25 protein-coding genes and 1 tRNA gene are annotated in these 23,715 nt (G+C 48.0%); 6 read left to right on the top strand and 20 right to left on the bottom strand.

Annotated elements, in window-relative coordinates; translation table 11 throughout:
• Positions 1 to 209 precede the first annotated feature (209 nt).
• Positions 210 to 596 (top strand): hypothetical protein, encoded by a 387-nt coding sequence (locus AAER43_RS02540; protein WP_001549551.1) that lies wholly within the window; start codon positions 210 to 212, stop codon positions 594 to 596.
• Positions 597 to 615: 19 nt separating this feature from the next.
• Positions 616 to 933 carry a hypothetical protein gene (locus AAER43_RS02535; RefSeq protein WP_001549552.1) on the top strand — a complete coding sequence of 106 codons (318 nt, stop codon included), beginning with the start codon at positions 616 to 618 and terminating at the stop codon, positions 931 to 933.
• A 54-nt stretch (positions 934 to 987) separates the two neighbouring features.
• On the opposite strand, the gene AAER43_RS02530 is transcribed toward AAER43_RS02535, so the two are convergent.
• From AAER43_RS02530 to rraB, 15 genes are all read right to left on the bottom strand, one after another.
• Positions 988 to 1,218, bottom strand: a complete 231-nt coding sequence (locus tag AAER43_RS02530) for a hypothetical protein (protein WP_001549553.1) — start codon at positions 1,216 to 1,218, stop codon at positions 988 to 990.
• A 74-nt stretch (positions 1,219 to 1,292) separates the two neighbouring features.
• Positions 1,293 to 1,994 (bottom strand): ankyrin repeat domain-containing protein, encoded by a 702-nt coding sequence (locus AAER43_RS02525; protein WP_001549554.1) that lies wholly within the window; start codon positions 1,992 to 1,994, stop codon positions 1,293 to 1,295.
• A gap of 90 nt (positions 1,995 to 2,084) precedes the next feature.
• Positions 2,085 to 2,513 (bottom strand): hypothetical protein, encoded by a 429-nt coding sequence (locus AAER43_RS02520; RefSeq protein WP_001549555.1) that lies wholly within the window; start codon positions 2,511 to 2,513, stop codon positions 2,085 to 2,087.
• Between the two features lie 95 nt (positions 2,514 to 2,608).
• Complete coding sequence (locus AAER43_RS02515; RefSeq protein WP_001062149.1) at positions 2,609 to 2,995, bottom strand: hypothetical protein; 387 nt, start codon at positions 2,993 to 2,995, stop codon at positions 2,609 to 2,611.
• Positions 2,996 to 3,009: 14 nt separating this feature from the next.
• Positions 3,010 to 4,884, bottom strand: coding sequence for a DNA-binding protein (locus AAER43_RS02510; RefSeq protein ID WP_316534385.1), 1,875 nt, complete (start codon positions 4,882 to 4,884; stop codon positions 3,010 to 3,012).
• The gene (locus tag AAER43_RS02505) at positions 4,881 to 6,185 is read right to left on the bottom strand and encodes a tyrosine-type recombinase/integrase (protein ID WP_342701811.1); all 1,305 of its coding nucleotides are present in this window, start codon (positions 6,183 to 6,185) and stop codon (positions 4,881 to 4,883) included. Before AAER43_RS02505 ends, AAER43_RS02510 begins: the two co-directional genes overlap by 4 nt.
• Entirely contained in the window at positions 6,178 to 7,380 is a 1,203-nt protein-coding gene (locus AAER43_RS02500) for a tyrosine-type recombinase/integrase (protein WP_316534389.1), read from the bottom strand. The genes AAER43_RS02505 and AAER43_RS02500 overlap by 8 nt, the downstream gene beginning before the upstream one ends.
• Before the next feature lie 295 nt (positions 7,381 to 7,675).
• Positions 7,676 to 7,975: a hypothetical protein gene (locus AAER43_RS02495; RefSeq protein ID WP_023316354.1), complete on the bottom strand. Its 300-nt coding sequence runs from the start codon at positions 7,973 to 7,975 to the stop codon at positions 7,676 to 7,678.
• 20 nt (positions 7,976 to 7,995) lie between these two features.
• Positions 7,996 to 8,202 carry an AlpA family transcriptional regulator gene (locus AAER43_RS02490; RefSeq protein ID WP_023316353.1) on the bottom strand — a complete coding sequence of 69 codons (207 nt, stop codon included), beginning with the start codon at positions 8,200 to 8,202 and terminating at the stop codon, positions 7,996 to 7,998.
• A 166-nt stretch (positions 8,203 to 8,368) separates the two neighbouring features.
• On the bottom strand, positions 8,369 to 9,178 hold the full coding sequence (locus AAER43_RS02485) for a DUF6387 family protein (protein ID WP_023316352.1): 810 nt from the start codon (positions 9,176 to 9,178) through the stop codon (positions 8,369 to 8,371).
• A gap of 111 nt (positions 9,179 to 9,289) precedes the next feature.
• Positions 9,290 to 10,540, bottom strand: coding sequence for an integrase arm-type DNA-binding domain-containing protein (locus AAER43_RS02480; protein ID WP_023316351.1), 1,251 nt, complete (start codon positions 10,538 to 10,540; stop codon positions 9,290 to 9,292).
• A gap of 189 nt (positions 10,541 to 10,729) precedes the next feature.
• Positions 10,730 to 10,814 (bottom strand) — tRNA-Leu (locus AAER43_RS02475).
• 106 nt (positions 10,815 to 10,920) lie between these two features.
• Positions 10,921 to 11,643: a hypothetical protein gene (locus AAER43_RS02470; protein WP_050862202.1), complete on the bottom strand. Its 723-nt coding sequence runs from the start codon at positions 11,641 to 11,643 to the stop codon at positions 10,921 to 10,923.
• Positions 11,644 to 11,673: 30 nt separating this feature from the next.
• A complete protein-coding gene (gene miaE / locus AAER43_RS02465; RefSeq protein ID WP_057058091.1) occupies positions 11,674 to 12,432 on the bottom strand; it encodes a tRNA isopentenyl-2-thiomethyl-A-37 hydroxylase MiaE in 759 nt (252 codons plus the stop codon).
• A 46-nt stretch (positions 12,433 to 12,478) separates the two neighbouring features.
• The gene (gene rraB, locus AAER43_RS02460) at positions 12,479 to 12,904 is read right to left on the bottom strand and encodes a ribonuclease E inhibitor RraB (RefSeq protein ID WP_014882320.1); all 426 of its coding nucleotides are present in this window, start codon (positions 12,902 to 12,904) and stop codon (positions 12,479 to 12,481) included.
• 99 nt (positions 12,905 to 13,003) lie between these two features.
• Between rraB and AAER43_RS02455 the strand changes: the two genes are divergently transcribed.
• The 3 genes from AAER43_RS02455 to xynR all read left to right on the top strand — a co-directional run bounded on the left by AAER43_RS02455 (position 13,004) and on the right by xynR (position 15,017).
• Positions 13,004 to 13,099 (top strand): hypothetical protein, encoded by a 96-nt coding sequence (locus tag AAER43_RS02455; protein WP_213014371.1) that lies wholly within the window; start codon positions 13,004 to 13,006, stop codon positions 13,097 to 13,099.
• A complete protein-coding gene (gene argF, locus AAER43_RS02450) occupies positions 13,069 to 14,073 on the top strand; it encodes an ornithine carbamoyltransferase (protein ID WP_023331910.1) in 1,005 nt (334 codons plus the stop codon). The genes AAER43_RS02455 and argF overlap by 31 nt, the downstream gene beginning before the upstream one ends.
• Positions 14,074 to 14,258: 185 nt before the next feature.
• Positions 14,259 to 15,017 carry a DNA-binding transcriptional repressor XynR gene (gene xynR, locus AAER43_RS02445; protein ID WP_050862204.1) on the top strand — a complete coding sequence of 253 codons (759 nt, stop codon included), beginning with the start codon at positions 14,259 to 14,261 and terminating at the stop codon, positions 15,015 to 15,017.
• A 4-nt stretch (positions 15,018 to 15,021) separates the two neighbouring features.
• On the opposite strand, the gene AAER43_RS02440 is transcribed toward xynR, so the two are convergent.
• The 5 genes from AAER43_RS02440 to AAER43_RS02420 all read right to left on the bottom strand — a co-directional run bounded on the left by AAER43_RS02440 (position 15,022) and on the right by AAER43_RS02420 (position 21,815).
• Entirely contained in the window at positions 15,022 to 16,632 is a 1,611-nt protein-coding gene (locus AAER43_RS02440; protein ID WP_057057883.1) for a glycoside hydrolase family 43 protein, read from the bottom strand.
• A gap of 11 nt (positions 16,633 to 16,643) precedes the next feature.
• Positions 16,644 to 18,026 (bottom strand): MFS transporter, encoded by a 1,383-nt coding sequence (locus AAER43_RS02435; RefSeq protein ID WP_050862206.1) that lies wholly within the window; start codon positions 18,024 to 18,026, stop codon positions 16,644 to 16,646.
• Between the two features lie 224 nt (positions 18,027 to 18,250).
• The gene (yagF, locus tag AAER43_RS02430; RefSeq protein ID WP_014882315.1) at positions 18,251 to 20,218 is read right to left on the bottom strand and encodes a xylonate dehydratase YagF; all 1,968 of its coding nucleotides are present in this window, start codon (positions 20,216 to 20,218) and stop codon (positions 18,251 to 18,253) included.
• A 14-nt stretch (positions 20,219 to 20,232) separates the two neighbouring features.
• Positions 20,233 to 21,141: a 2-keto-3-deoxygluconate aldolase gene (yagE, locus tag AAER43_RS02425; RefSeq protein WP_045134398.1), complete on the bottom strand. Its 909-nt coding sequence runs from the start codon at positions 21,139 to 21,141 to the stop codon at positions 20,233 to 20,235.
• A gap of 221 nt (positions 21,142 to 21,362) precedes the next feature.
• Positions 21,363 to 21,815 carry a YhcH/YjgK/YiaL family protein gene (locus AAER43_RS02420; RefSeq protein WP_050862207.1) on the bottom strand — a complete coding sequence of 151 codons (453 nt, stop codon included), beginning with the start codon at positions 21,813 to 21,815 and terminating at the stop codon, positions 21,363 to 21,365.
• A 675-nt stretch (positions 21,816 to 22,490) separates the two neighbouring features.
• On the opposite strand from AAER43_RS02420, the gene arcA reads away from it, so the two are divergent.
• Positions 22,491 to 23,711 (top strand): arginine deiminase, encoded by a 1,221-nt coding sequence (gene arcA, locus AAER43_RS02415; RefSeq protein ID WP_014882312.1) that lies wholly within the window; start codon positions 22,491 to 22,493, stop codon positions 23,709 to 23,711.
• Positions 23,712 to 23,715 lie beyond the last annotated feature (4 nt).

Here is a 23,715-nt window from a genome sequence, read left to right as displayed (position 1 = left end):
GTTTCAGCCTGGTTAGCTTTACTAATAGGAATTGTGCTGTTAGCGATTGCTTTTCTTATATTCGCTATCAGTCAAAATTTTATATTAACTGTCGTTATCTATTTTGCGTCAGCAATTTCTTTAAGATTTTTTTTACGTAAGAAATTTGCACACAGAGCCGTTTTCACACATAAAAGCTAACCCTGTCCAAATATAATAAGGAAGATAAAATGAATAAATTTATTGTTACATCATTTTTTATTGCAATATTTTCAATTTCTGGCTGTTCTACATCCGGCAACCAAAAAATCAAAAATGAAACGGCACAGAGTCTACAATCAAAAATAATTAAAAACAAAACAACTAAGGCAGAGCTAGTTGCTCAACTTGGTGAGCCTGATACCAGAACGACTCTTGACGATGGCAACGAGCAATGGAGATATTTCATGTATAACAATCAGTTCAATGCCTCGACTTTTATCCCTGTTGTTGGTTTGCTAACTGGCGGTTCCCAGACTCAGTCTAAAACTCTCGAAATCGACTTCAATGGAGAAACCGTAAGCAAATGGACATTCTCTACTGATAATAACAATACAAAATCTGGCATTCTTAATTAATCGTTTCCTGGACAAGAAAATGAAAACATACTCAATTCTCGCAGTTATCCTTTCTACTTTTCTATTAACAGCCTGTAATTCAGAACCTTCTGAAAAAGATATATTTAATGTTTTTAAAAGTGTTGTAGACAGGTCAAATGCAAGTATGAAAGCTCTGAACTCAAGTATTCCCGAAAAAGATCTTTTAAGAATCGATTATGTGAAGAAAGTAAGTTGCACAGAAGAAGCAAACAATGTTTATAACTGCATTGTCGATGCCTCGATTAGCAATATGAAACAGACAAAGCCTGTTAAGCTTGTGAAAGCTGATGGTATCTGGAAAGAAATACAACAATAGAAAGCCATATTGCTTTAAAGCCCCTAATAGTAGGGGCTTTTATTTGAATATTCATTAAATATTTAGCTGTTTATTATAATTGTTACAGAAACCTTGTGCATCTTCAAGTGTAGTGTATTGAGTCGCTTCTGGACCATCATAAACATCATTAGTCCCTTCATAGTAGATAAAAATGACTTTTTTACCTTCGACTTCTTTTATCTCTGCGGTAAGTCTTTTTTGAGAGGTTTTAAAATCACCTGTTGGGAGTGGTGATTTTGAGAAGGGATTTTTTCCATAAGCCATGAGGTTGTTCTCTTATAAACCAAATGAGCTATAAGTATGATGCTATCCGTTGGGAAAATCAAACAAAAATTAGATTACTTAACAATATACAATTCTGGTTTCATTAATCGAAGTCTTTCAATCATTTCCTTAATATCAAAGAGAGTAATGTCCTTGCTATTCGCTCTGACACTAACTAATCTTATAGCTCTTTTTTGTTTGTCCAGATACTCTAAAAATTTGATGTAATCATTTCGTTTTTTCATATAGTATATTTTCATGTTAATATTCTCTTGCTCTGTTCGATACCATGCCTGCTCTTCATCCCAGAGAGTAATGTCCTCAATATTCATATAGCGGGGATAATGCACCTGAAAGCCATTTCCCAGAAGTATTTCAATACCTCGTTTCATTTTATCAATGTGGGATAAATGTATATCCCTGATATGAATGTCAGTAGACTTTATTTTGCCCCTGTGCTTCATAAATATTTCAGGATGTCCAAAATAACCCATTCCCGATAAAACATGCTCACCTTCAAAATTTAAAAGATCTGGATTAATACCTGCTTCAAACAATCGATCTATTATTTCAATTTCATAATCATAATAACCCGATTTCCACAGTGCGGTTTTACCAACGAAATTTCGGTGGTTGATATCAACACCATTTTTAATCAACCAGTTCACTTCATCAACGCTTGTAGCTTCAAATAAAAGAGTCTGGTCAAGCATCCCCCTATGTGTAGAAAGTGGTAAAACCTCTGGCTCTAACTCTAACCATTCTGTTCTTATCATAATTAATCCTGCAAAAATATTATCGTTTTCTTTTATTTAGCGCGAAAAAAGATAATATTCAAATAAATTACAGATTTATATTTATAATAATTAAAGCCGCAAATTTCTAACTTTTACAACTTCGTGAGTAATTTCTTTCTCTATAACTCTCATTTCATACTGAGCTTTAAAAATTGTATAGATTTCTTCTGCTTTTTCTTGATTGTTGTCAATATAGTTCACGAGAGAGTTTAGCTCTCTGATAACAGCCTCCTTATTGTTCAATCGCTGCAACAAAGTACTTGTAAGGCATTTGTATACAGAACTGAACATCGTCATAATGTTGTCTATGTTACGATTAGAGCGAATGTATAGCTGTCTTGGGTAGAAATACTTTAAATGATAGCCAACAAAAAGCAGGTATAGCTGGTATGAGAAACTTTTATCGCCTGGCTGGTATCTTTTTGAGATATACTTATCGACAATAATGATAAGTTGCTCTTCTAGAGTAAACTCTAGATTGATGATGTTTTTGTCCATAAAATGCATCCTTGCATAATGAAATAGTCTTCCTGACCATATGTTTATATTTATCTCATTTATTTAACTTGTCAATAGGTGTAACCTATCAACTATTATTTTTTATTAAATGGTCTATTCAATTGTTCCATAGTGAGACCATGTCTGTAAGCATTATACTGCCAATAGCTAAATTGCTCTTTGTATCTATTGTTCTGTTTTTTCAACATTTCGTTTTCGGCTTTAAGGTTTATTATTTGTTGTGCCGCAATAGTTAAGTTAGCTGGTTTCTTTAGACCAGATTTTTTCAAATTGGACAAACTTTTCTTTATTCTATATGCTTCAACAACTTCATCATGAGCACTTAAAGATTGCCTTGTGATAGTTCTGTTTAGATTCTTATACACTGATTCACATAAATCACTCCATGTGATTTTACCGTCCCAAGTCAGTATAATGTGTTTAATTGCTTTTATTTCACTCCTGTTCAAATGTTTTGCCATAAGTATCTCCTGTTTTAATTATTCAAAAGCTTATTAATTCTTTCCAAATTTTTTTCATGGTGTTGCAACCATTTGTCTGCACCATAATCACCATTTTCATAAGCGATCTGAGTTATTCTCTTTAATTGCATTACTTTCTCTCGGACAGATTGCAGTCTAATTCTATCTACTGAGTTAATGTCCGGTGTTTCATTATCACATTCAATAAGATGATTAATTTTTGTACAAGGCTTGATTAAATAGTTATGTACACAGTAACCAAATTCAGTTAAGTGTATTGCACCTTGATTAAGGTTATCAAAATCAATTGTCAATTCATTTGTGGGTATTGACTCCCTTTGACAGTAATTACTCCTATTCAATTTAATAGCTTTGATTTTATCTAACATATCTTCTTCTGACACATGGTTATAAACTCTGTTCTGATTCGCATTGATACGACCAGACCATTTAGCTATATCCAGTTCAGACATTTCACCATAATGGGCTATTGTGTTTAAAAGGTGCCGTGGCTGGTGTGAGCGAATAAGTAGTGGTTTACCTTCATCATCATAATACCCATATCGGGAAAATATATTTTTATAATTCATCTCATAGCTTTTTTTTCTTTGTATGTCACTGAAAAAGAAACTTTTAGTAGGTTTGTAAAATGTGAAAATTGAAGTCATTCTTGATAAAGAAAATTGATCAGTATTGAGCAAGCATAAAGCATTACTAAATTTTATGGATTTTTCTTTATCATACCATGGAAAATCTCTGCTAAAATTAGAACTAATAATTTCCCACAAATTACTCAATGAATAGTTGTAATCATTGTGGTTTAAGAAACTTTTCCCACCATCCAAACTCGTTCTTTTAATTTTTAAAACACATGATTTATGATCAAATAAATTATACCCCAGTGCATGGCAAACTTGTACAACGGTCAATTTAGCTTTTTCATCAACTGTTGGGCAAAGCTCATGTCGGTAAAATTTATCCGGGTACTTTTCGCACCAGTGAGCAAGTGCTCTTGCATTTTGTGATAAGGAAAGTAATCTTCTAATCGCTTTCTTTGCAACTGGTATCATAACCCGTGGAATCCATTTGATATTAGGGCCATACCCTTTTACCGAATAAAATCTCAAACCATATCTTTCGATACCCTTGCCATCTATTTGTGTAATCTCACAATCAGCAGGTAAGGCTAAAATTTCAGAAATTCTGCTCGGACAACAAAGTAGAAGTGCAAATACTGAACTGGTGAACTTATCCCTTGGACTCAGTAACTCATCATTTTGAGAAAAAATATCAGCAATAGCGAGCAATGCTTCTTCATCTGGTAACTTATCGCTTCGGTGATAATCCTCAATCTCAGGAAGATAATTGTTTTTGACTTTCTGTTTTACATGGTTTTTCCATGAGATATATCCTGACTTCACAAGATTATGTTCACACAGAAACTTTGATATTTTTTCAAGCTGTATTCCACATTTAGCCAAAACGTTACCTTCAAAATATTTACTCCCGATCTGCATTGCCTCATCGAAAACAACGGCTGTAACATTATAAATGAGACCAGTGTTCTGAACCTGCAAAAGGGCCTGTTCGAGACATCGCAAGGCCATCATAATAACCCCATAATTTTTCAATGGTTTCAATGTGTGTTGATATCTGATATATGCTTTCGCAAAATTGATATAATCTTCGTGCATTGCATCAATGGAATCAAAGATTTTATTTCCAATCCCTATTTTTCTAAATGTGACATATCCTTTCCAGGCATACTTCTCCCAATCCTGAGTTTGGTTTAGTCCGGACAGTTGATAGCGACAAAATTTTATGAACTCATTATAATTTTCTTCTACAAGAATATGTTTTTTTGATTTGAACAAAATAATATTATTCATAGTTGATTCACCTCACTGCGATCAATCGGAATAAAAAACATACATTGATTGCAAGGAAATCCTGAATTCTGACTCTGGCATCTACTTGAAGAAAAAAATTTGAAATGACTACTCTTTTTCGATTTGATTCCGTTCATAAAAATATCAGCGACAAATGACAATTGTTCTGAAACAGCGGAATCAATCCTTTCAACACTGTCAGCATGATTTTTAATATAAATCCCCGCACTTGAAGTAGATGAATGATCCAATAATTCAGCTATAGTATTAACATTATGCCCATTCTTAGCCAGCATAGTTGCTATTGTATAACGAAGCCTACGAGGAGTAATATTTAGTATCGAACCGGTACGGTTGGATATTACATTCCCATTATTAACAATACTTTTCAATGCTACATTAGCAATTATAGGCTTCGCATATAATTTATTATATTCCAGAAGAATTGAACCTGTTATGGATAAATCTGAGAGTTTTTCCTCATTTAAGAAAACAGGAACTTCTCGTTTAGAATAATCATCAAGAGTTTTTCCAAGAGCTTGCTCAACAAGTTTCACTGATTGATTAGCTTGCAATTGAACAATTGATGCAACCTCTGATATTATTGCAAGTTCTCGATATCGTAGTTCTTTACCCCGTTGTTTTACTCGTGGCACTGAAATTACATATTCTACTTTGCCATTATCTAAGTTCTTTTGAAGAAGGTCTTTATATTTCAACATAACTAACTGCTGAGGTCTTCTACCTGTAAGACTGATCAATAGTGATATTGCATAATGTGGCAGTGACAGTTCACCTTTTCTATATGCATGATTCATAGCCTTAATCAAAGAAGTATGTTCTTCTTTATTTAATGGTCCCTCTGTTGGATCATCTTGAAGCACAGACTGACCAGATTTTTTTATTTTTAGGTCCAAATGCTTTAACAGTTCTACAGCACTTTCATCTATTCCCGTATATCCTAACTCAAACCATTTAATCAAAAATGGTCGTAAAACGCGAAATGATGCTGGGGCTTTTGATAATTTCTTATTTTGATATTCAATTAGAACCTTATCATCAATATGAGTAGGAGATAGTTTACGGATAAGACTCTCCATATTTCTAACAATATTTTTCACATACAAATAGCTGTTGCTATTAAAATAATATTGTACTGTATATACAAACCCACAAACCAAATTTTCGTTCATAGCAAATATTAAGTTTGTAAGATTGATTCCGTTATTTTCAATCGAACTGACGATTTTATGTTCATGCAAAGACATTTTATCCGAGTTGTATTTAATTAAATTATTCATCAAATTCTCCTTTGAATAGTTGCTCTTGTTGCTCAAGTGCAGTTTTTTTCGATAGCTCAAAAATATGCCTGCGATTATAAATTATTGAAGTTTCTGAACCCGGTCGCCATCCCATGAGATAAGAACGGATTTGTTGCTCTTTTTCATCGGATATGTCCTGATTCTTGTCTATTGCTTTCGAAAACTCATAATTCCATGTATGTCTGAGTTTGTGGCCTGTCAATCCCCCTAGAAGTGAGGAGGATTGACGAACAACACTCACCACTTTGTGATATGAAGAAAATGAAATAGGTTGCCCTTGAGTTTTTCCTTCCTTATAAGTAATAAACAGGAAGTCATGTTTGTTAGAATTTTTTATCTTTCTTCGATCATTCATAATATAATCTGAAATTTCAAACATGAGCTTTGTATCAGCAATTAATTTCCTCTCACAAGTTTTAACTAATGGCTGATACACTCGCGGATCTGTTTTATCATTTGCTCTTCTTCTTATTGCAATTGTCGATTCTGCAAAATCTATATCACCAATTCGCAGATTCAAAAGTTCACCTGCTCTCAGGCCAAAGCAGTATAATAGCAAGAATATTAGATTGTTTCTTTTTTGCACTTTTTCTGAAAAAGGATTTAATTTACTACCCGGTGCAAGAGTGCTAAACAAAGAATCCAATTGTTCTTTATCTAAGCTTTTTTCTATATCCATATTATATTTATCATTGTTTCTCGGTTTCTTTCTTTTTATGTTGTTAATGAAATCTAAAATATATTTGAGAGTATCCTTCTGTCCTGTATGAGAAAGATGTATTTTGCACAGCCATTCCAGATAGTTAGCTATGGTTGTAATCCGAAAGTACTTAGTTGGTTTTTTGACATTTGAACTTCTAAAGTTATCATCCTCGCCATCTCGGAAATTGAATGAAGTGAATTCAATCAAATCTTCAATTTCATGAGGAGCCAGAAATATCTTTTTCTGAATTCTTTCATCAATATTGATCTCTTTCCTCATAAAGAATCGATATAACAATGAAATGCTACCGGCAATAACCTTCATTGTTGATATAGACTCTGACCGATTCCTGACCTGTGTTGTTATATACAAGTTAGGATAATACAATGGTTCACCAGTATTTTTATTTACAATATGACAATATCTCTCACCATTTTCTAACATAAAAGAATCCACACAAATACTACGCATATTTTCCTCCTAAACTTTACAAAAAGTATAATTCCAATATATTAATAATAAGCATTTCGTAGATTTACAAATTTATTTGAATCAATTAAGCCATTTAGTTAAATTATAACAGTGAGATAGACGATTATTCCTGTCAAATTATCATCTGGTAGATCTAGTTTATATTATGTACACCTAATACTTCGAAAACTATCTCACTGCCTTACAAATAAACGGTCATAAAAATAATGTAAGTTATTCTGTAAGGTTTTAAGCCAAAATATGGAGCCAAACTTTACATTTTCATAAAAAGCTCTTAGTCCAATAGATATAAAATTATCTGCTTCGCTAGGAGTTTCGTTTCATCAGGACATTTAATTAGCGAGAACCAAGTCTCGTAAACATATATCTGTTTGGAAGCATTAAGCTCAGAGATCGAGTCTAAGGGTTCTCTCAAATTTCCTACAAGGTACTGACTGAGCCAGTAAATGATTTGTTTATTAAACTCGTTATTGGGTAAGTCGTAAATCACTTCTGGGTCAAAGATCTTGTAAAAAAGATCTCCGCATAAATTGCACATATGGTTATCTTCATTCACAAATTCTTCGATATTCATAAAATGTCTCCCCAAATCAATTAAGCAACATTATTTCGACTTGTTTCGATAACAGACTGAATCCAGGCATCTATCTCACTTTCGACGAAAGCTACGGCACGAGTTCCAATTTTGACAGGGGCAGGAAACTTACCATCTTTGATCAGACGATAGATCCAGGCTTTGCCGAAACCAGTTCGTTTCAAGACTTCTGGTAAACGAATTAAGCTTTGATTAGTTGTAGTCATTTGGCTGTCTCCTCCGCTTCCGTTACGAAGATATTAGCCACACAGATTTGTATCTATGAAGGGAATGCTGATAACTGAAAAGTTAGATGAGGGAAGAATGAAAGGAAATTCCGGGGAAGGAAAATATTTACGCCCTCCCCTTGACAATTAACATGATGATTTACAACTAGAAAGAGCCGAGTTCAGAAATCGGTATGTTGAGGAGATGGCTGTTTTTGCTGATAAAGTATTCGAGACTACGGGTTGTTTCTCCATTCAATGACTTCTCTGCAACAGGCCTGTCTGTATCTTTAATGTGATCTTCTCCTCTGATCTCACTTGTAAAGTCGGGATACAAGACACGAGACAAGACCATATTTGAGATTTTTACTTTTTTAAATTTTGCCCAAATCAATAGATCCATCATTGGGATAATATTGTAATCGACAAGTTTTCTTATCTTTGCCAGTCCAATTTTTTCTGTTTTTACTGGCTCAATTTCATATTCTTTCCTGAGAATGGGTAGCATCGTTTGTAAGGCTGTTATAATTTCTTCATCGCTGGACATTCCTAAATCAAATGAAACATATATTTTGCTGCTATTTTGGTTAAGAAAAAAGTCTCTCATAGTTTTTGTTATTGGTTTCTTTTTCAACTCTTTTTTGAAATCGCCATTTTCTTCAAAAAAATCCATGCTAAACATTATTAACTTGTTCTCTAATTTTTTTATATCACCAAAGCTAACCTGCGCAACATGTCTTTGGCCCTTGCCAAAATGACCATGATTATTATCTTGTATGCTTAAAATAGGATTACCTTCAAGGATAGACCTTAAATTTTGATTATCATCTTCCCAACCAAAATTTACACTGTCGAAAATCGCTTCTCTAAAGGCAAGCTCTGTATGCAGTTCTTTGATTGTAAGTGATTTTAACTGCTCATAGTTTTCGAGACTAAACCAGCTTTTTAATTCTTCATAAGGGCTTACTACTTTCATTAATCCCTCCACTGTATTCAAAGCTTGAATGAGTTAACACTGCTTATTTGAATTACTTCTCCCTTAACAAGGTTGATAAGGGAGAACGATTAATTAACTACTTATTCATAGTTAAGTCTTTTTAAAATCAAATGGTGAAACTTGTCGTATTCTAAGGAGGTCAAGGTAATCGGCCCACCACTGCAACATAAGCTTTCTCTCATCAAGGTGCTCTGCTTTATGTATGTAGGCAGCACGAACTGAGTTCCGCTCCTGATGGCTCATTTGCCGTTCAACAGCATCTTTCGACCACAAGCCGGATTCAATCAAGGCACTACAAGCCATAGCCCTGAATCCATGTCCACAGACCTCCACGGTTGTGTCATAGCCCATAGACCTCAAAGCCTTGTTTACCGTATTTTCACTCATAGGCTTTCTGAAATTATGGTCGCCAATGAACACGAGTTCATGATCACCGCTGATCTCTTTAATTTCCGTCAACACAGCCAATGCCTGACAACTCAAAGGAACAAGGTGTGGAGTTCGCATTTTCGAACCACGGTGCGAATGTTTCACTCCTGGTAATGGTTCTCGTTCAGCGGGAATAGTCCACATAGCATTCTCGAAATCGATTTCCGACCATCTTGCAAATCTGAGTTCACTGGAACGAATGAAAATGAGCAATGTCAGCTTTACGGCTAACTTCGTGAGTTTTCTACCCTTGAAACTATCAATTCGTTCTAAAAGTTCTGAGAATCGTTCGAATGGCAAGGCTGGCCTGTGGACTCTTTTAGCTACCGCAATAGCTCCTGCCATCTCCTGGGCAGGGTTGTAATCTATCAGCCCGTTCTGGACAGCATATCGCATTATTGCTGTGGTTCGTTGTTGCAAACGAGCAGCTACTTCTAGTCGTCCAGAAGTCTCAACAATTTTGACTGGAACGAGAAGATCCTTGGTTTTAAGCTCGGCTATTTTTCTCTTTCCTATGGAAGAGAAAAGGTTATCTTCAAGGCTCTTTAAAACCCTTTCACTATGAGATTCTGACCATTTCCTTTTACAGGCAGTATGCCAATCCCTTGCAACAGCTTCGAATGTCAGGGCTTCGCTCTGCTCGATTTTGTCTGCTTTTTTCTTCTCGGAAGGATCGATACCATCAGATACCAACTTTTTGGCTTCATCTCGCTTCCTGCGAGCTTCACCAAGAGAGACCATTGGATAAACACCCAATGCTAAAACTTTCTGTTTGCCATCGAAACGGTATTGGAGTCGCCAGTATTTTGAACCATTGGGATTGATTAGCAGGTGCATACCCTGCCCATCGGTGAGTTTGAAGGGTTTGTCGGAGGGCTTGGTAGTCCTAACTTTGATATCGGTGAGAGCCATCAGTTGATACCTCCAGTGTTGGTACCAAAATCAATCGAACCGGGAATACCATCAGTTATACCATCATCAGTTGGTATATGTTCAAGGAATTGAGTAGACGTGGACAGACTAAGAAAAGCCAGAAACCTGCTTAACTTACTGTTTTTATGGACTAAAATAGACGTTGATAGACTTGAAAAAAGCTTTGTATGGTGCCGAAGGCCGGACTCGAACCGGCACGTATTTCTACGGTTGATTTTGAATCAACTGCGTCTACCGATTTCGCCACTTCGGCCCTGAAGGGGATGCGGAAACGTTGTGGATTATACCTGTCGCGCGCCGCCATGCAAGCGACGACGCGCGAAACCCGCGCTAAGTGCCCAAAAAACCAGCGCCCTTCGTCATTCCAGCTCAGACACCGCCAGCCGAATCACCCCTGCCGCCTTCTGCTCCGGCAGCGCCAGCACCTTCGCCCACATCTCCTGCACCATATCGCAGGAGAGCTTCTCTTTGCCCGCCGCCTTCTCCGGCATCTGCAGCAGCTGGATGTCCTCGCCGTACTTATCGGCAAGTTGCTTCATAATCGGCCGCACATCCTCGACGGCCGCCTCGCGTTCGGCCTTGGTCACGGTGTGGCGGTTTTTGCCGTAGGCCGCGCGCATCATGTCGGCGTCGGCCTGCATGCGCCGCGCCATCAGGTCTTTATCCAGCATGCGCATCGGGTTCACGCCGCCCTTCACCGCCGGGTAGAGGAAGCGGAAGCAGGCGTCGTCGCTCACCTTCTGGATGGCGGCGGTCTGCTCCATGTTGATGGTCATGTAGTTCACCACGTTGGCGTCCGGGGCGTTTTGCAGGCGCGACATCTGCAGATGCAGGATCTGCGGCTGGATGGTGTCGATAATCTGCTGCTCCGGCTCGCCCGCTTTTTGCAGGGCGGCCATCTGGTCGAGAATGCGCTGATGCAGCGCAGGCTCCTGCTCCTTAATCACCTGCCAGGCGGGCATCGCGTTAAGGGCAGCATCCATCTGCTGTTCCGGCGCGCGCTGCCTGTCGAAGAACACCCAGAACGCCACGGCGGCGGCCGCGACGACGACAATCACAATACGGGTCCACGTTTTATTCATCTCGCATCCTTATCCTTGCGTTATGCCGGTTTACACCGGCACGCCGCTGTGGAAGCGAAACTCGTTGTCCGGTGTCGAGATAAGTGTGGCTTCAATTTCGCCAAAATGCTGTATGCGCGGTGAGATATCGTCGTCGCTCACCTGTTGGGCCAGCGTCAGGTAGTCCTGATAGTGGCGCGCTTCCGAGCGCAGCAGCGAGAGATAAAACTTCTGCAGGTCGTCCTCGAGGAACGGGGCCAGCGCGGCGAAGCGTTCGCAGGAGCGGGCTTCGATGTAGGCGCCGCAGATGAGTTTGTCGATCAGCGTCAGCGGTTCGTGGGTGAGCACTTCTTTAAGCATCCCTTTGGCGTAGCGGCTGGCGGTGATTTTGACGTACGGAATGTCGCGGGCCAGCATCGCCTCGCGCACCTGCCAGAAGTGGTGCAGCTCCTCTTTAATCAGCAGCACCATGCTGTCGATGAGCGCCTGTCCCCACCGGTCGTCGGTTTTGGGCATCACGCTTTTGCCAATCTGCTTGTGCAGGGCGATGAAGTCCGGCTCCGGGCCTTCGCGGAAGGTGAACTGTTCGTAGGGTTTGAGCCAGTCGAGCAGCGCGTCGGCACCGCTTTCGTCGGCGACGTATTTACGCACCAGTAATAGCGCGGTCTGGGCGGCCTTGAGCTCGCACACCATGTGGTCGGTGAGCAGCAGCGGCAGGTTTGCCGGGTCGCGGGCTTTATCAATCCATGCTTGCGGGGTCGGGCACGGGAGGAAGTTGAGTACGGGGGCGAGTATCTGCGGGTAATCCATGGTTCTGCCTTGAACAAGCGGTGGCGAGGGCCACCGCCTGAAACGCTTAGTGACGCACGCCGTCGTCGTCTTCGTCGACGTAATCTTCGTCGTCGCCTTCTTCGCCGTCTTCACCGTTCGGATCTTCGAAGTAGGTTCCCCAGCCGTCGTACTCCACCTCAAACTTCTCGGCCAGGTTCATCAGCTGTTCTACCTGCGCGTCAATCAGCTCCGCCTTCAGCGCGCCTTCGCTCAGGATGTCGCAGCAGATGACGGTGTCGCCCTCTTCCACTTCAAGCTCTTCCGGCTCGGTCACTTCGTAACCCAGCTTGAAGGCTTCCACCGCCATTTTTTCCAGCGCGTCGAAATCATCCGCAGAGAAATGGTGCTCGATGGTGTACAGCGCGTCCGGATCGCTACCGTCTTCCAGCAGCTCTTCAATAATCAGACGCGTCTCTTCGCGTTGCTCTTCCAGGTGTTCCGGGTTTGCCATGGCTCAATCCTCTTTAAAGTGCGGCAGATACTTCTATTTTCACACACGGACGGGTTTGCCTCCACCTTTGTAAGAAAGAATTGTGAAACGGGGTTGCAAATGAATAATTACACATATAAAGTGAATTTTAATTCAATAAGTGGCGTTCGCCAGGCGAGGATAAAATGTCCGATTTGTACAAGAAACACTTTCTGAAATTGCTCGACTTTACCCCTGCACAGTTCACTTCTCTGCTGACTCTTGCCGCACAGCTCAAAGCCGATAAAAAAAAGGGCAAGGAAGTACAAAAGCTTACCGGTAAAAACATCGCGCTCATCTTCGAAAAAGACTCGACCCGTACACGATGCTCTTTCGAAGTTGCCGCATTTGACCAGGGCGCACGCGTCACTTATTTAGGGCCGAGCGGCAGCCAGATTGGGCATAAAGAGTCAATTAAGGACACCGCACGGGTGCTCGGGCGGATGTACGACGGCATTCAGTATCGCGGCCACGGCCAGGACGTGGTCGAAACGCTGGCACAATATGCGGGCGTGCCGGTGTGGAACGGCCTGACCAACGAGTTTCACCCGACGCAGCTGCTGGCGGACCTGCTGACCATGCAGGAGCACCTGCCGGGCAAAGCGTTTAACGAGATGACGCTGGTCTACGCGGGCGATGCGCGCAACAACATGGGCAACTCGATGCTGGAAGCGGCGGCGCTGACCGGGCTGGATCTGCGTCTGGTGGCCCCGAAAGCCTGCTGGCCGGAAGAGAGCCTGGTAGCGGAGTGCAGCGCGCTGGCAGAGAAGCACGGCGGCAAAATCACCCTGACGGAAGACGTGGCGGCCGGCGTGAAGGGCGCGGACTTTATCTATACCGACGTGTGGGTGTCGATGGGCGAAGCCAAAGAGAAGTGGGCGGAGCGGATTGCGCTGCTGCGCGGGTATCAGGTGAACGCGCAGATGATGGCGCTGACCGGCAACCCGAACGTCAAGTTCCTGCACTGTCTGCCGGCGTTCCATGACGACCAGACCACGCTCGGCAAGCAGATGGCGAAGGAGTTCGATCTGCACGGCGGGATGGAGGTGACGGACGAGGTGTTTGAGTCGGCGGCGAGCATCGTTTTCGACCAGGCGGAAAACCGGATGCATACGATTAAGGCGGTGATGGTGGCGACGCTTGGGGAGTGATCCTCTCTCCCACATTTTTATTCGGTGCGCTCTTCTTGCCGGGTGTCGCTCCGCTTACCCGGCCTACAAAACCCGTAGGCCCGTGCAAGCGAAGCGCCGCCGGGCAAATCAGGCCTGCTCAATTGATTTTTCACCCCAAAAAAGGTACGTTTTCGCCTTAATTCCAGCGTGGACATGCCAGCATTATGCCGATTATTCAGTCTGTTGAACGTGCGTTGCAGATCCTCGACCTGTTCAACGAGCAGGCCATCGAGCTTAAGATCACCGACATCAGCAAACTGATGGGGCTGAGCAAAAGTACCCTCCATTCGCTGCTGAAAACCCTTCAGCTTCACGGCTATATCGATCAGAACCCAGAGAACGGTAAATATCGCCTCGGCATGAAGCTGGTCGAGCGCGGCCATTTCGTCGTGGGCTCAATGGATATTCGTCAGAAGGCAAAAGGCTGGCTGACGGATCTTTCCCGGCGGACCGGGCAGACCACCCATCTGGGGATCCTGGACGGGCGTGAAGGGGTCTATATCGAGAAGATTGAAGGCAAGCTGGCCGCCATCGCCTATTCGCGCATTGGCCGTCGCCTGCCGGTTCATGCCACCGCCATCGGCAAGGTGTTGATTGCCTGGCTGGGCGAGGCGGAGCTGAACGCCCTGCTGGAGGGCTATCAGTACACTACCTTTACCCCTTCCACTCTTGCCACCCGCGAAGCGTTGGTGGATGCGCTGAAAAAAACCCGCGAACAAGGCTACGCCCTGGACATCGAAGAGAACGAGCAGGGCGTGCGCTGCGTGGCGGTGCCGGTGTGGAACCACGAGTCACGCGTGATTGCCGCCCTGAGCCTGTCGACGCTGACCTCGCGCGTGGACGACGCCGAGCTGGCTAATTTCCGCGAGCAGCTTCAGCAGGCCGGGCTCCAGCTCTCACGCGCGCTGGGCTACCCGGCCTGAGCCGCTATAGCGGCTCGTAGGTGAAGTAGTCGAAGTCCGCATGGCAGCCGTCACCGCTGATATCCTCGCAGTGCAGCCCCACAAACGCGCCGGTGAAGAAGCCGCGCCCGCCGATGTAGTCGTCCGATAGCTTCCACGCCTCATAGGTTACCGGCACGGTGTGCCACGTCTCGCCGTCGAACGAGTAGCTGTAGCGATAGACCAGCGTATCCACATCGACGCGCAGCCAGACGCTCTGCGCACTCTCCGGCACCGGAATCGGCTGCTCGTGCAGCGGCCATGACGGCACGTTGTGGTCGAGCTGGATCACCTTGATCGTTCTCCCCTGCCCTTCCTCGTAGTCCACAAAGCAGTAGCTCCAGTTTTTGCTGTTGTAGTAGCAGGTCAGCCCCGCGCTCTGCTGGAAGTGGATCGGCGAGAACTGCATCCGCGTCTCCGCCCGGAAGGTAAAGTGCTGCCAGCGGCGCGCCACGGTCGACTGGGTGAAGGTCGAGTTAAGCGAGTCGTTGCCGTAGAGCCGTAAATAGCCGGGGCGCGCGGTGAGCGAGCCGAGGGTGTCGTCGAACGGAATGCGCAGGGTCTGCAGCTCCGGGTCAAGCGAACTGGCGTCGAAATCGTCCCGCCAGCTGTGCTGAACGGCTGCAGGCTGCTCGGCCACCTGCGGGCCTTTCACGGTCAGCTGCGCGTGCTTACCACCTTCGACATACGGCCAGCCGTCGCGCCACTCAATACGGGCGATGCCGGTCTCGCGCCCCAGCGGGCAGTAGCCGCGCCCGCCGGAGGCCAGCAGCGGCACGTCGGGCAGGCGCAGCGGGCGGCTGGTGAGGTAGGCCATATACCATTCCCCCGTGTGGGTCTGCAGCAGCGAACCGTGGCCGCTCTTCTGCAGCGGGTTCTCCGGCAGGTGCCAGCTGGTCATCATCGTCACGTCCGGGTGCAGCTCGTACGGCCCGTCGATCGTTTTTGAACGCAGCACCACGACGGCGTGTTCGTAGCTGGTGCCGCCTTCGGCAACCATCAGGTAGTACCATCCTGCGTGGCGATAGAGGTGCGCGCCTTCGGTGTAGCAGAGCGGCGTGCCGGTAAACAGCGTCTTACGCTCCGGCGAGAGGGTGCCGGTCTGCGGATCGAACTCCTGCATCACGATGGTGTTGTGAGGGTTGCTGTGGTGGCGCGGCCCCCACGGGCGGTAAAGGTAATATTTGCGGCCATCGTCGTCGTGAAACAGGGACGGGTCGAACCCGCCGTTGCCCATCGGGATCGGCTCACTCCACGGCCCCTCAATGGACGGCGCGGTGACGAGGAAATTGCGGCCGTTTTTCCACGGCGAGTCGACAATTTTCACGTCGGTATAGAGCAGCCAGAATTTGCCGTCGGCGTAGCTCAGGCACGGCGCCCAGATGCCGCCGGAGTCCGGGTTGCCCTTCATGTCCAGCATCGACACGCGGTCCAGCGGGGTGCTGACCAGCGACCAGTTTTTCAGGTCGCAGGAGTGGTAGATGCGCACGCCCGGGAACCACTCGAAGGTCGAGGTGGCGATGTAGTAGTCCTCGCCCTGGCGGCAGAGGGACGGGTCCGGGTTGAAGCCGGTGAGTATCGGGTTAGTGATTTCCATAGTGCCTCCGGTTAATGGGATGCGGCTGTCGCGGCGTCGGGAACGGCTTCACCCTGGGCCGCGCGGTGCTTGATCAGCTGCTGGCTGATGGCCTCCACGCGGGCGTCGGTGAGTTTGTAGAACGACAGCATGATGAACATGCCCGCGTAGAGCACTACCGGCACCACGCAGAACAGAATTTTGATGGTGGTCAGCACCTCAACCGGCTGCACGCTGCTGCTGGCGGAGTAGTTGACGTACGCGAGGATCCAGCCCACTACCGCCCCGCCAATCGCCAGGCCAATCTTCAGGCTGAACAGGTAGGTGGAGAACACCAGCCCGTCGAGGCGGCGCCCGCTGCGGCTCTCCTCGTAATCCACCACGTCAGAGGCCATGAGCCACTGGAGCGGCGTGGTGGTGTTAAAGACGAACAGGAACAGAATGTTGAGGGCGAAAATCAGGGCGATATGCTCCGCCGGGGTGACGAAAATCAGCAGGCTGATCAGCGAGTAGGCGACGATGATCCACTTGAAGGCGGTGACGCGGTCAAAGCGGCCCAGCAGGCGGGAGGAGCAGAGCGAGCCGAACATGGTGGCGAGGCTGCCATAGAGTAAAAACTGGGTCGCCAGCTCCGGGTGATCCATCACGTATTTGACGAAGTAGAGGGTCGCCCCGCCGCGCACCACGTTGGAACAGGTCGCCATCATCTTGAAGGCACACATAATGCGCCACTGGCCGTTGCCGAGCAGCAGCCTGAGATCTTTTGCCACCGACGAGCCCGGCTGCACCTCAAAGGTGTAACGCTCTTTGGTGGTAAAGAAGCAGACGTAGAGCAGCACCACGCCGCTCAGCCCCAGCACGCACATGGCGCCGAAATAGCCCACCTGCTCGTCCCCTTTGCCGATGATGCTCACCAGCGGCAGGGCAATGCCGCTGATGGCGAGCGACCCCGCCGCCGCCAGGAAGAAACGCCAGGATTGCAGGGCGTGACGCTCTTTCGGGTCAGCGGTGATGACGCCCGGCATGGCGCAGTACGGCACGTTAACGAAGGTGTAGACCAGAGTCAGGAGAATGTAGGTCACGCAGGCGTAGATGATTTTGCCCTGCGCCGAGAAGTCCGGCGTGTAGAAGGTCAGTACGCAGACGATGCCGAACGGAATCGCGCCCCACAGCAGGAACGGGCGGAACTGGCCGTGCCGCGTGCGGGTACGGTCAACCAGCAGCCCCATCAGCGGGTCGGTGACGGCGTCGAGCACGCGGGAGACCAAAAACAGCGTGCCCATAATGCCCGCCGACAGGCCGAAGACGTCGGTATAGAAATAGGCCAGCAGAAACATCGTGGCCTGCCAGACGAAGCCGCAGGCGGTGTCACCCAGCCCGTAGCCAATTTTGTCTTTCATGGTTAATTGCGTCATCAGAATTACACCCTTATGTCGTGTGCTGAATAACAACATCGTGTTAATGGAGTGTAATGAGCTGTTCAATTAACCAGCAATGGTCATATCTTATTTCTGAATTATGTTATTTTGCTTTTGTGACGCCAACGATATATCACAACTGATTGTTTAAATTGATAAATTACAGAAATGAAAAAGCCGTCCGCGGAATATTTTCCGCAGACGTTTTTTCCTGGAAATAATTAAATACCGAGCGCTTTTTTACCGGCGTTAATTACCTCAATAATTTTATCGGTGTCATAAATACAGCCTTTCCAGGTGCCGCCGCTCACCGACTGCAATGCTGCCCATAGCCGGGTATCGTCCGGCAAAAAGTCGTGGGCGTGCAGGTCCGGATGCGTCTGCCGCCGTGCCAGCTCGCGCGCGCCCTCTTCCGGCGTCAGCGGGGTGTCCGCCGTGCCGATAAAGTTCACGCTGCCCGTCAGGGTCATACGATCCACGGCAATCTCAATGATGTCGTTATCGCGCAATTTGCCGATCGGCCCGCCCGCCAGCGCCTCCGGCGACACGTGCCCGAAGCAGGCGCCCGTCGACACGCCCGAGAAGCGCGCATCGGTAATCAGCGACACCGTCTTGCCCCACGAAATATGCTTCAGCGCGGAGGTGAGCTGGTAGGTCTCTTCCATGCCGGTGCCGGACGGCCCGCCGCCGATCACCACCATGATATCGCCCTGCTGAATCTCTTCCCGCTTGATGGCCTTAATCGCCTGCGCTTCTGAGACAAACACCCGCGCCCGGCCGGTGTGGCGGTAAACGCCATCGTCACCGACCACCGACGGGTCGATCGCCGTGGCCTTGATCACCGATCCTTCCGGCGCAATGTTGCCCGTCGGGAAGCAGACCGTTGAGGTCAGCCCTTTCGCTTTGGCCTTCTCGGGCGGCAGGATCACGTCATCCGGATCCACGCCGTCCTGCTCGCGCAGGCACTGACGGAAGCGCGCCCGACGTTCCGAGGCCTGCCACCAGTCGAGGTTCTCGCCCACCGTCTGGCCGGTCACGGTCATGGCATCCAGATGCAGCAGGCCGAGATCGCGCAGGTGGAGCATCACCTCCGGCACGCCGCCTGCCAGGAACGCGCGCACGGTCGGATGGTAGTCCGGGCCGTTGGGCAGGACGCTCACCAGGCGCGGAACTTTACGGTTGATGCGCGTCCAGTGCGCGACGTCAGGAAGGGTGCAGCCCGCCGCGTGGGCGATGGCCGGTATGTGCAGCAGTAAATTGGTGGAACCGCCGAACGCCGCGTGGAGCACCATGGCGTTTTCGATGGCCTTATCGGTGAGGATATCGCGCGTGGTGATGCCGCGGTTATCCAGCTCGCTCACCGCCCGCGCCGACTGGCGAGCGATCTCCAGCCACACCGCCTGCCCGGACGGTGCCAGCGCGGAGTGCGGCAGTGCCAGACCCAGCGCTTCCGCAACCACCTGAGAGGTGCCCGCCGTGCCGAGAAACTGACACCCGCCGCCCGGCGACGCGCAGGCGCGACAGCCCAGCTCGGCGGCCTCCTGCAACGACAGCTCGTGGTTGGCAAAGCGCGCGCCGATGGTCTGCACCTTGCCCGCATCTTCACCCACGGTCGGCGGCAGCGTCGCGCCGCCCGGCACCAGAATGGTCGGCAGATCGTGCATGGCGGCCAGCGCGATCATGGTCGCAGGCAGCCCTTTATCGCAGGTTGCCACGCCGATCACCGCCCGGCGCGTCGGCAGGGAGCGGATCAGACGACGAAATACGATCGCCGCGTCGTTGCGGTACGGCAGGGAGTCGAACATGCCGTGCGTGCCCTGAGAGCGCCCGTCGCACGGGTCGCTGACGAAGGCCGCGAACGGGATCCCACCGTTGCGGGTGATCTCCTTCGCTGCCGCCTGCATCTGCATGCCAATTTCCCAGTGCCCGGTGTGGTAGCCCAGCGCAACCGGGCGTCCGTCCCCGGCGCGGATGCCGCCCTGGGTACCGATGATCAGCACCTCTTTGCCGGTCAGCCTGTTGGCGTCCCAGCCCATCCCGGCGTTTTGCGTCATGCCGAACAGGTTGCCGCTGGGGGATTCCATCAGCATCTGCGGGGTCAGCGGCAGCGCGCCCTGCGGCCCCGCCGCGTGGGTGATCACCGCGTAAAACGCATCGTCCTGTGGGGTGAAAATTTTCTCGATGGTCATGGTTATCTTCCGGCTCAGCAGAGCTTGAGCTGTTGCAGCAGGGATTTCAGCTGCGCTTTGCGCGGCTCGTCCAGCGGTGAAGCGGGCGGCAGCACGTGCGTGGAGATCGGGCGGCCGCAAAGTACAATCGCCTCTTTAATGACGTTCACGAACGGCGTATCCAGCTGATACAGCTGCGGGATTTGCAGCAAGGTCTGATGATACTCAGCCGCTTTCGCCACGTCCTTATCGCGCCAGGCTTTCAGAAGATTTACCGACACCTGCGGCGCAAAGTTGCCGCTCGCCGAAATCGCCCCGTCGCCGCCGAGCAGCAGGGTATTGAACAGATGATCGTCGTAGCCACACAGCACGGTGAAGTGCGGGTGGGCCGCTTTGACGGTGTGGATCATGCTGCGCAGATGGGCGACGGAGTCGATGGTGTCTTTAATGCCTACGATGTTGCTGCGCGAGTCGGCGAGGGTTTTCACCAGCGCTGGCGTGAGATCCTGCCCGGTCAGCGCCGGGAAGTTATAGAGCATCACCGGCAGCGTGACGCTGTCGGCCACCTGTTCGAAATAGCGAATCAGGTTCGCTTCCGAGACTTTCCAGTAGTAGGGGTTGATGACCACGATGCCGTCCGCGCCCGCCTGCTGCGCGTGCTGGCTCAGTTCAATGGTTTCCCGGGCGTTGGGGCCGCCGGTGCCGATCAGAACCGGCACGCGACGATCGACATGATCGATAGCAAATCGGGCAATGGTTTTACGCTCTTCGGCGTTGAGCTGGGAGAATTCGCCGCCGCTGCCGAGGAAGAACAGGCCATCAACGCCTGCGGCGATCAGATCGTCGATCAGCGCGGCGGTGCCCTGCTTATCGAGCTGGCCATCGGCGGTAAAAATGGTGGAGACAGGGGGAATGATTCCCGTAAACAACACAGGCTGCGGCATGAGATCTCCTTGCTGAATCATTTTGTTCTACATTATAGAACAGCGTTCATTAATTTAACGAACATACTATGACGCAGAAAAAGCGCAGGTAAATGGGAGATGAGGAGGGAGTGCGGGAAATTTAAGCTGGATCACAGATTAAAGGGTGCGGTCTGTTGCCCTCACCCTAACCCTCTCCCACAGGGAGAGGGGACTTTAACTCCCTGCCGGGGTTAATGGGGCTATTCAATCAGCATTTTCACCACGACTTTTCGCACCTTAGCAGGCGCCCCCACCGCGCACAGCGGCTTATGGACTTCGCCAGGCCAGAACACCACAAAATCCCCTTCGCTCAGCACCACGGTTTTCTCCTGCTCGCCTTCCGGCAGGAACGCGATGTCTTTGTCCGCCAGCCAGTCGGTATCCGGCGTACCGTGCGGCAGGGTGCTGAAGGTCATCCCTTCCTGACCCTTCATCACGATCTGGATGTCCAGATAGCGCGCATGAAACTCGGCGCGGCGTTCAGCAAACGGCTGAGTCATGTCTTCCGAGACCAGATAAAACAGTGTGTTGCCATCGATATCATGCTTGCCGGGCGGCGTGGCGTCGGTGACGTGGCGCTTTATATAGTCAATGGCCTGGCGCAGCGCGTCAGGCAGCCAGGGCTGGAGATGGTGGATGTTGCCGATGATCATGAAAAACCTCTCAATGTAAAACGACGTTTCATTTTTGTCTTTTATACGAGAGTTCGCGCTGCCATACCAGTCCTTTTTCTGTGACCTTTGCGCGAGCGCATGTTTATCGGGAAAGGTGTTAATTCACTGTTAATCACACACAGGCAATTATGCAGCGGTTATGCATAACCTCATTTCGCGCGCGCGATAGCGCCAACATAACCTCCTGAATCGAAAGCGTAAATCACAAAACCTGCTGCCGTATCACATTTTATCACTTTAATAATTTCCTTTATAAACCCATAATTATTTATGGATTTTCCTTAAGTCAAAAATAGTTAACTGCCATTATTGCATAGCCATTCCCACCACCAAATTTTAACTTTTAAAATCAATGACATAACTAATTATTTCGAAACATTAAATTCTACAAAATAATAACAAACACAAATATTGCCACCGAATGCTGCTTAGCTATTCACGTGCCAATAATATGAAATTAATCATTATCTGATGCGAATCATGCAAATGAAAACAAACACCTTAATATCCATTTTCGCGTGAACTGCATCACAATAATTATTATTTAACCGCCTAGTATGAACCTCGAAATCAATTGAGCTTAGCCGCCATGAAATTAAACACATCACATGGCGCATGCCCTTTTTATTCTGAAAAACAGTTAAAGGAATAATTATGGAAAAGCATTACGTCGGTTCTGAAATTGGTCAATTGCGTAGCGTTATGCTGCACCGCCCAAATTTAAGTCTGAAACGTTTAACGCCATCGAATTGTCAGGAACTGCTTTTCGATGATGTGCTCTCGGTTGAACGGGCGGGTGAAGAGCATGATATCTTCGCAAACACGCTGCGCGAGCAGGGTGTGGAAGTCCTGCTGTTAACCGACCTCCTGACACAAACGCTTGATATTACAGAAGCGAAAGCCTGGCTGCTGGAGACGCAAATCTCGGACTATCGCCTCGGGCCTACCTTTGCGGGCGACGTGCGCGGCTGGCTGGCGGACATGCCGCACCGTGAACTGGCGCGCAGATTAAGCGGCGGATTAACCTACGGCGAAATTCCGGCGGCCATCAAAAATATGGTGGTAGATACCCACACGGCCAATGACTTTATTATGAAGCCTCTGCCGAACCATTTATTTACCCGCGACACTTCCTGCTGGATTTATAACGGCGTGTCCATTAACCCGATGGCTAAACCCGCCCGTCAGCGTGAAACCAATAACCTTCGGGCAATATATCGCTGGCATCCGGCATTTGCCGACGGCGATTTTATTAAGTATTTCGGCGACGAAAATATTAATTACGACCACGCTACCCTGGAAGGCGGCGACGTATTAGTGATTGGTCGCGGGGCGGTATTGATCGGCATGTCCGAACGCACGACGCCGCAGGGCGTGGAGTTCCTCGCCAACAGCCTGTTCAAACACCGCCAGGCCGAGCGCGTGATCGCCGTTGAACTGCCAAAACATCGCTCCTGCATGCACCTCGACACCGTGATGACCCACATCGACGTGGACACTTTCTCCGTCTACCCGGAAGTAGTGCGCAAAGACGCCCAGTGCTGGACGCTCACCCCGGACGGGCGCGGCGGTCTGCAACGTACCCAGGAAACCGACCTGCTGCACGCCATCGAGAAAGCGCTCGGCATTAATCAGGTGCGCCTGATCACCACCGGCGGCGACGCCTTTGAAGCCGAACGCGAACAGTGGAACGACGCCAACAACGTTCTGACCATCCGTCCCGGCGTGGTGATTGGCTACGAGCGCAACGTCTGGACTAACGAGAAGTACGACAAAGCCGGCATCACCGTGCTGCCCATCCCGGGCGATGAGCTGGGACGCGGCCGCGGCGGCGCACGCTGCATGAGCTGCCCACTGGAACGCGACGGAATTTAAAGGA

It is taken from the genome of Enterobacter sp. FUJ80071 (assembly GCF_038739915.1).
GTDB classification, from domain to species: Bacteria; Pseudomonadota; Gammaproteobacteria; order Enterobacterales; family Enterobacteriaceae; genus Enterobacter; species Enterobacter kobei.
The sequence above is the reverse complement of the archived record's forward strand: the minus strand, read 5'-3'. Positions and strand labels throughout refer to the sequence as shown.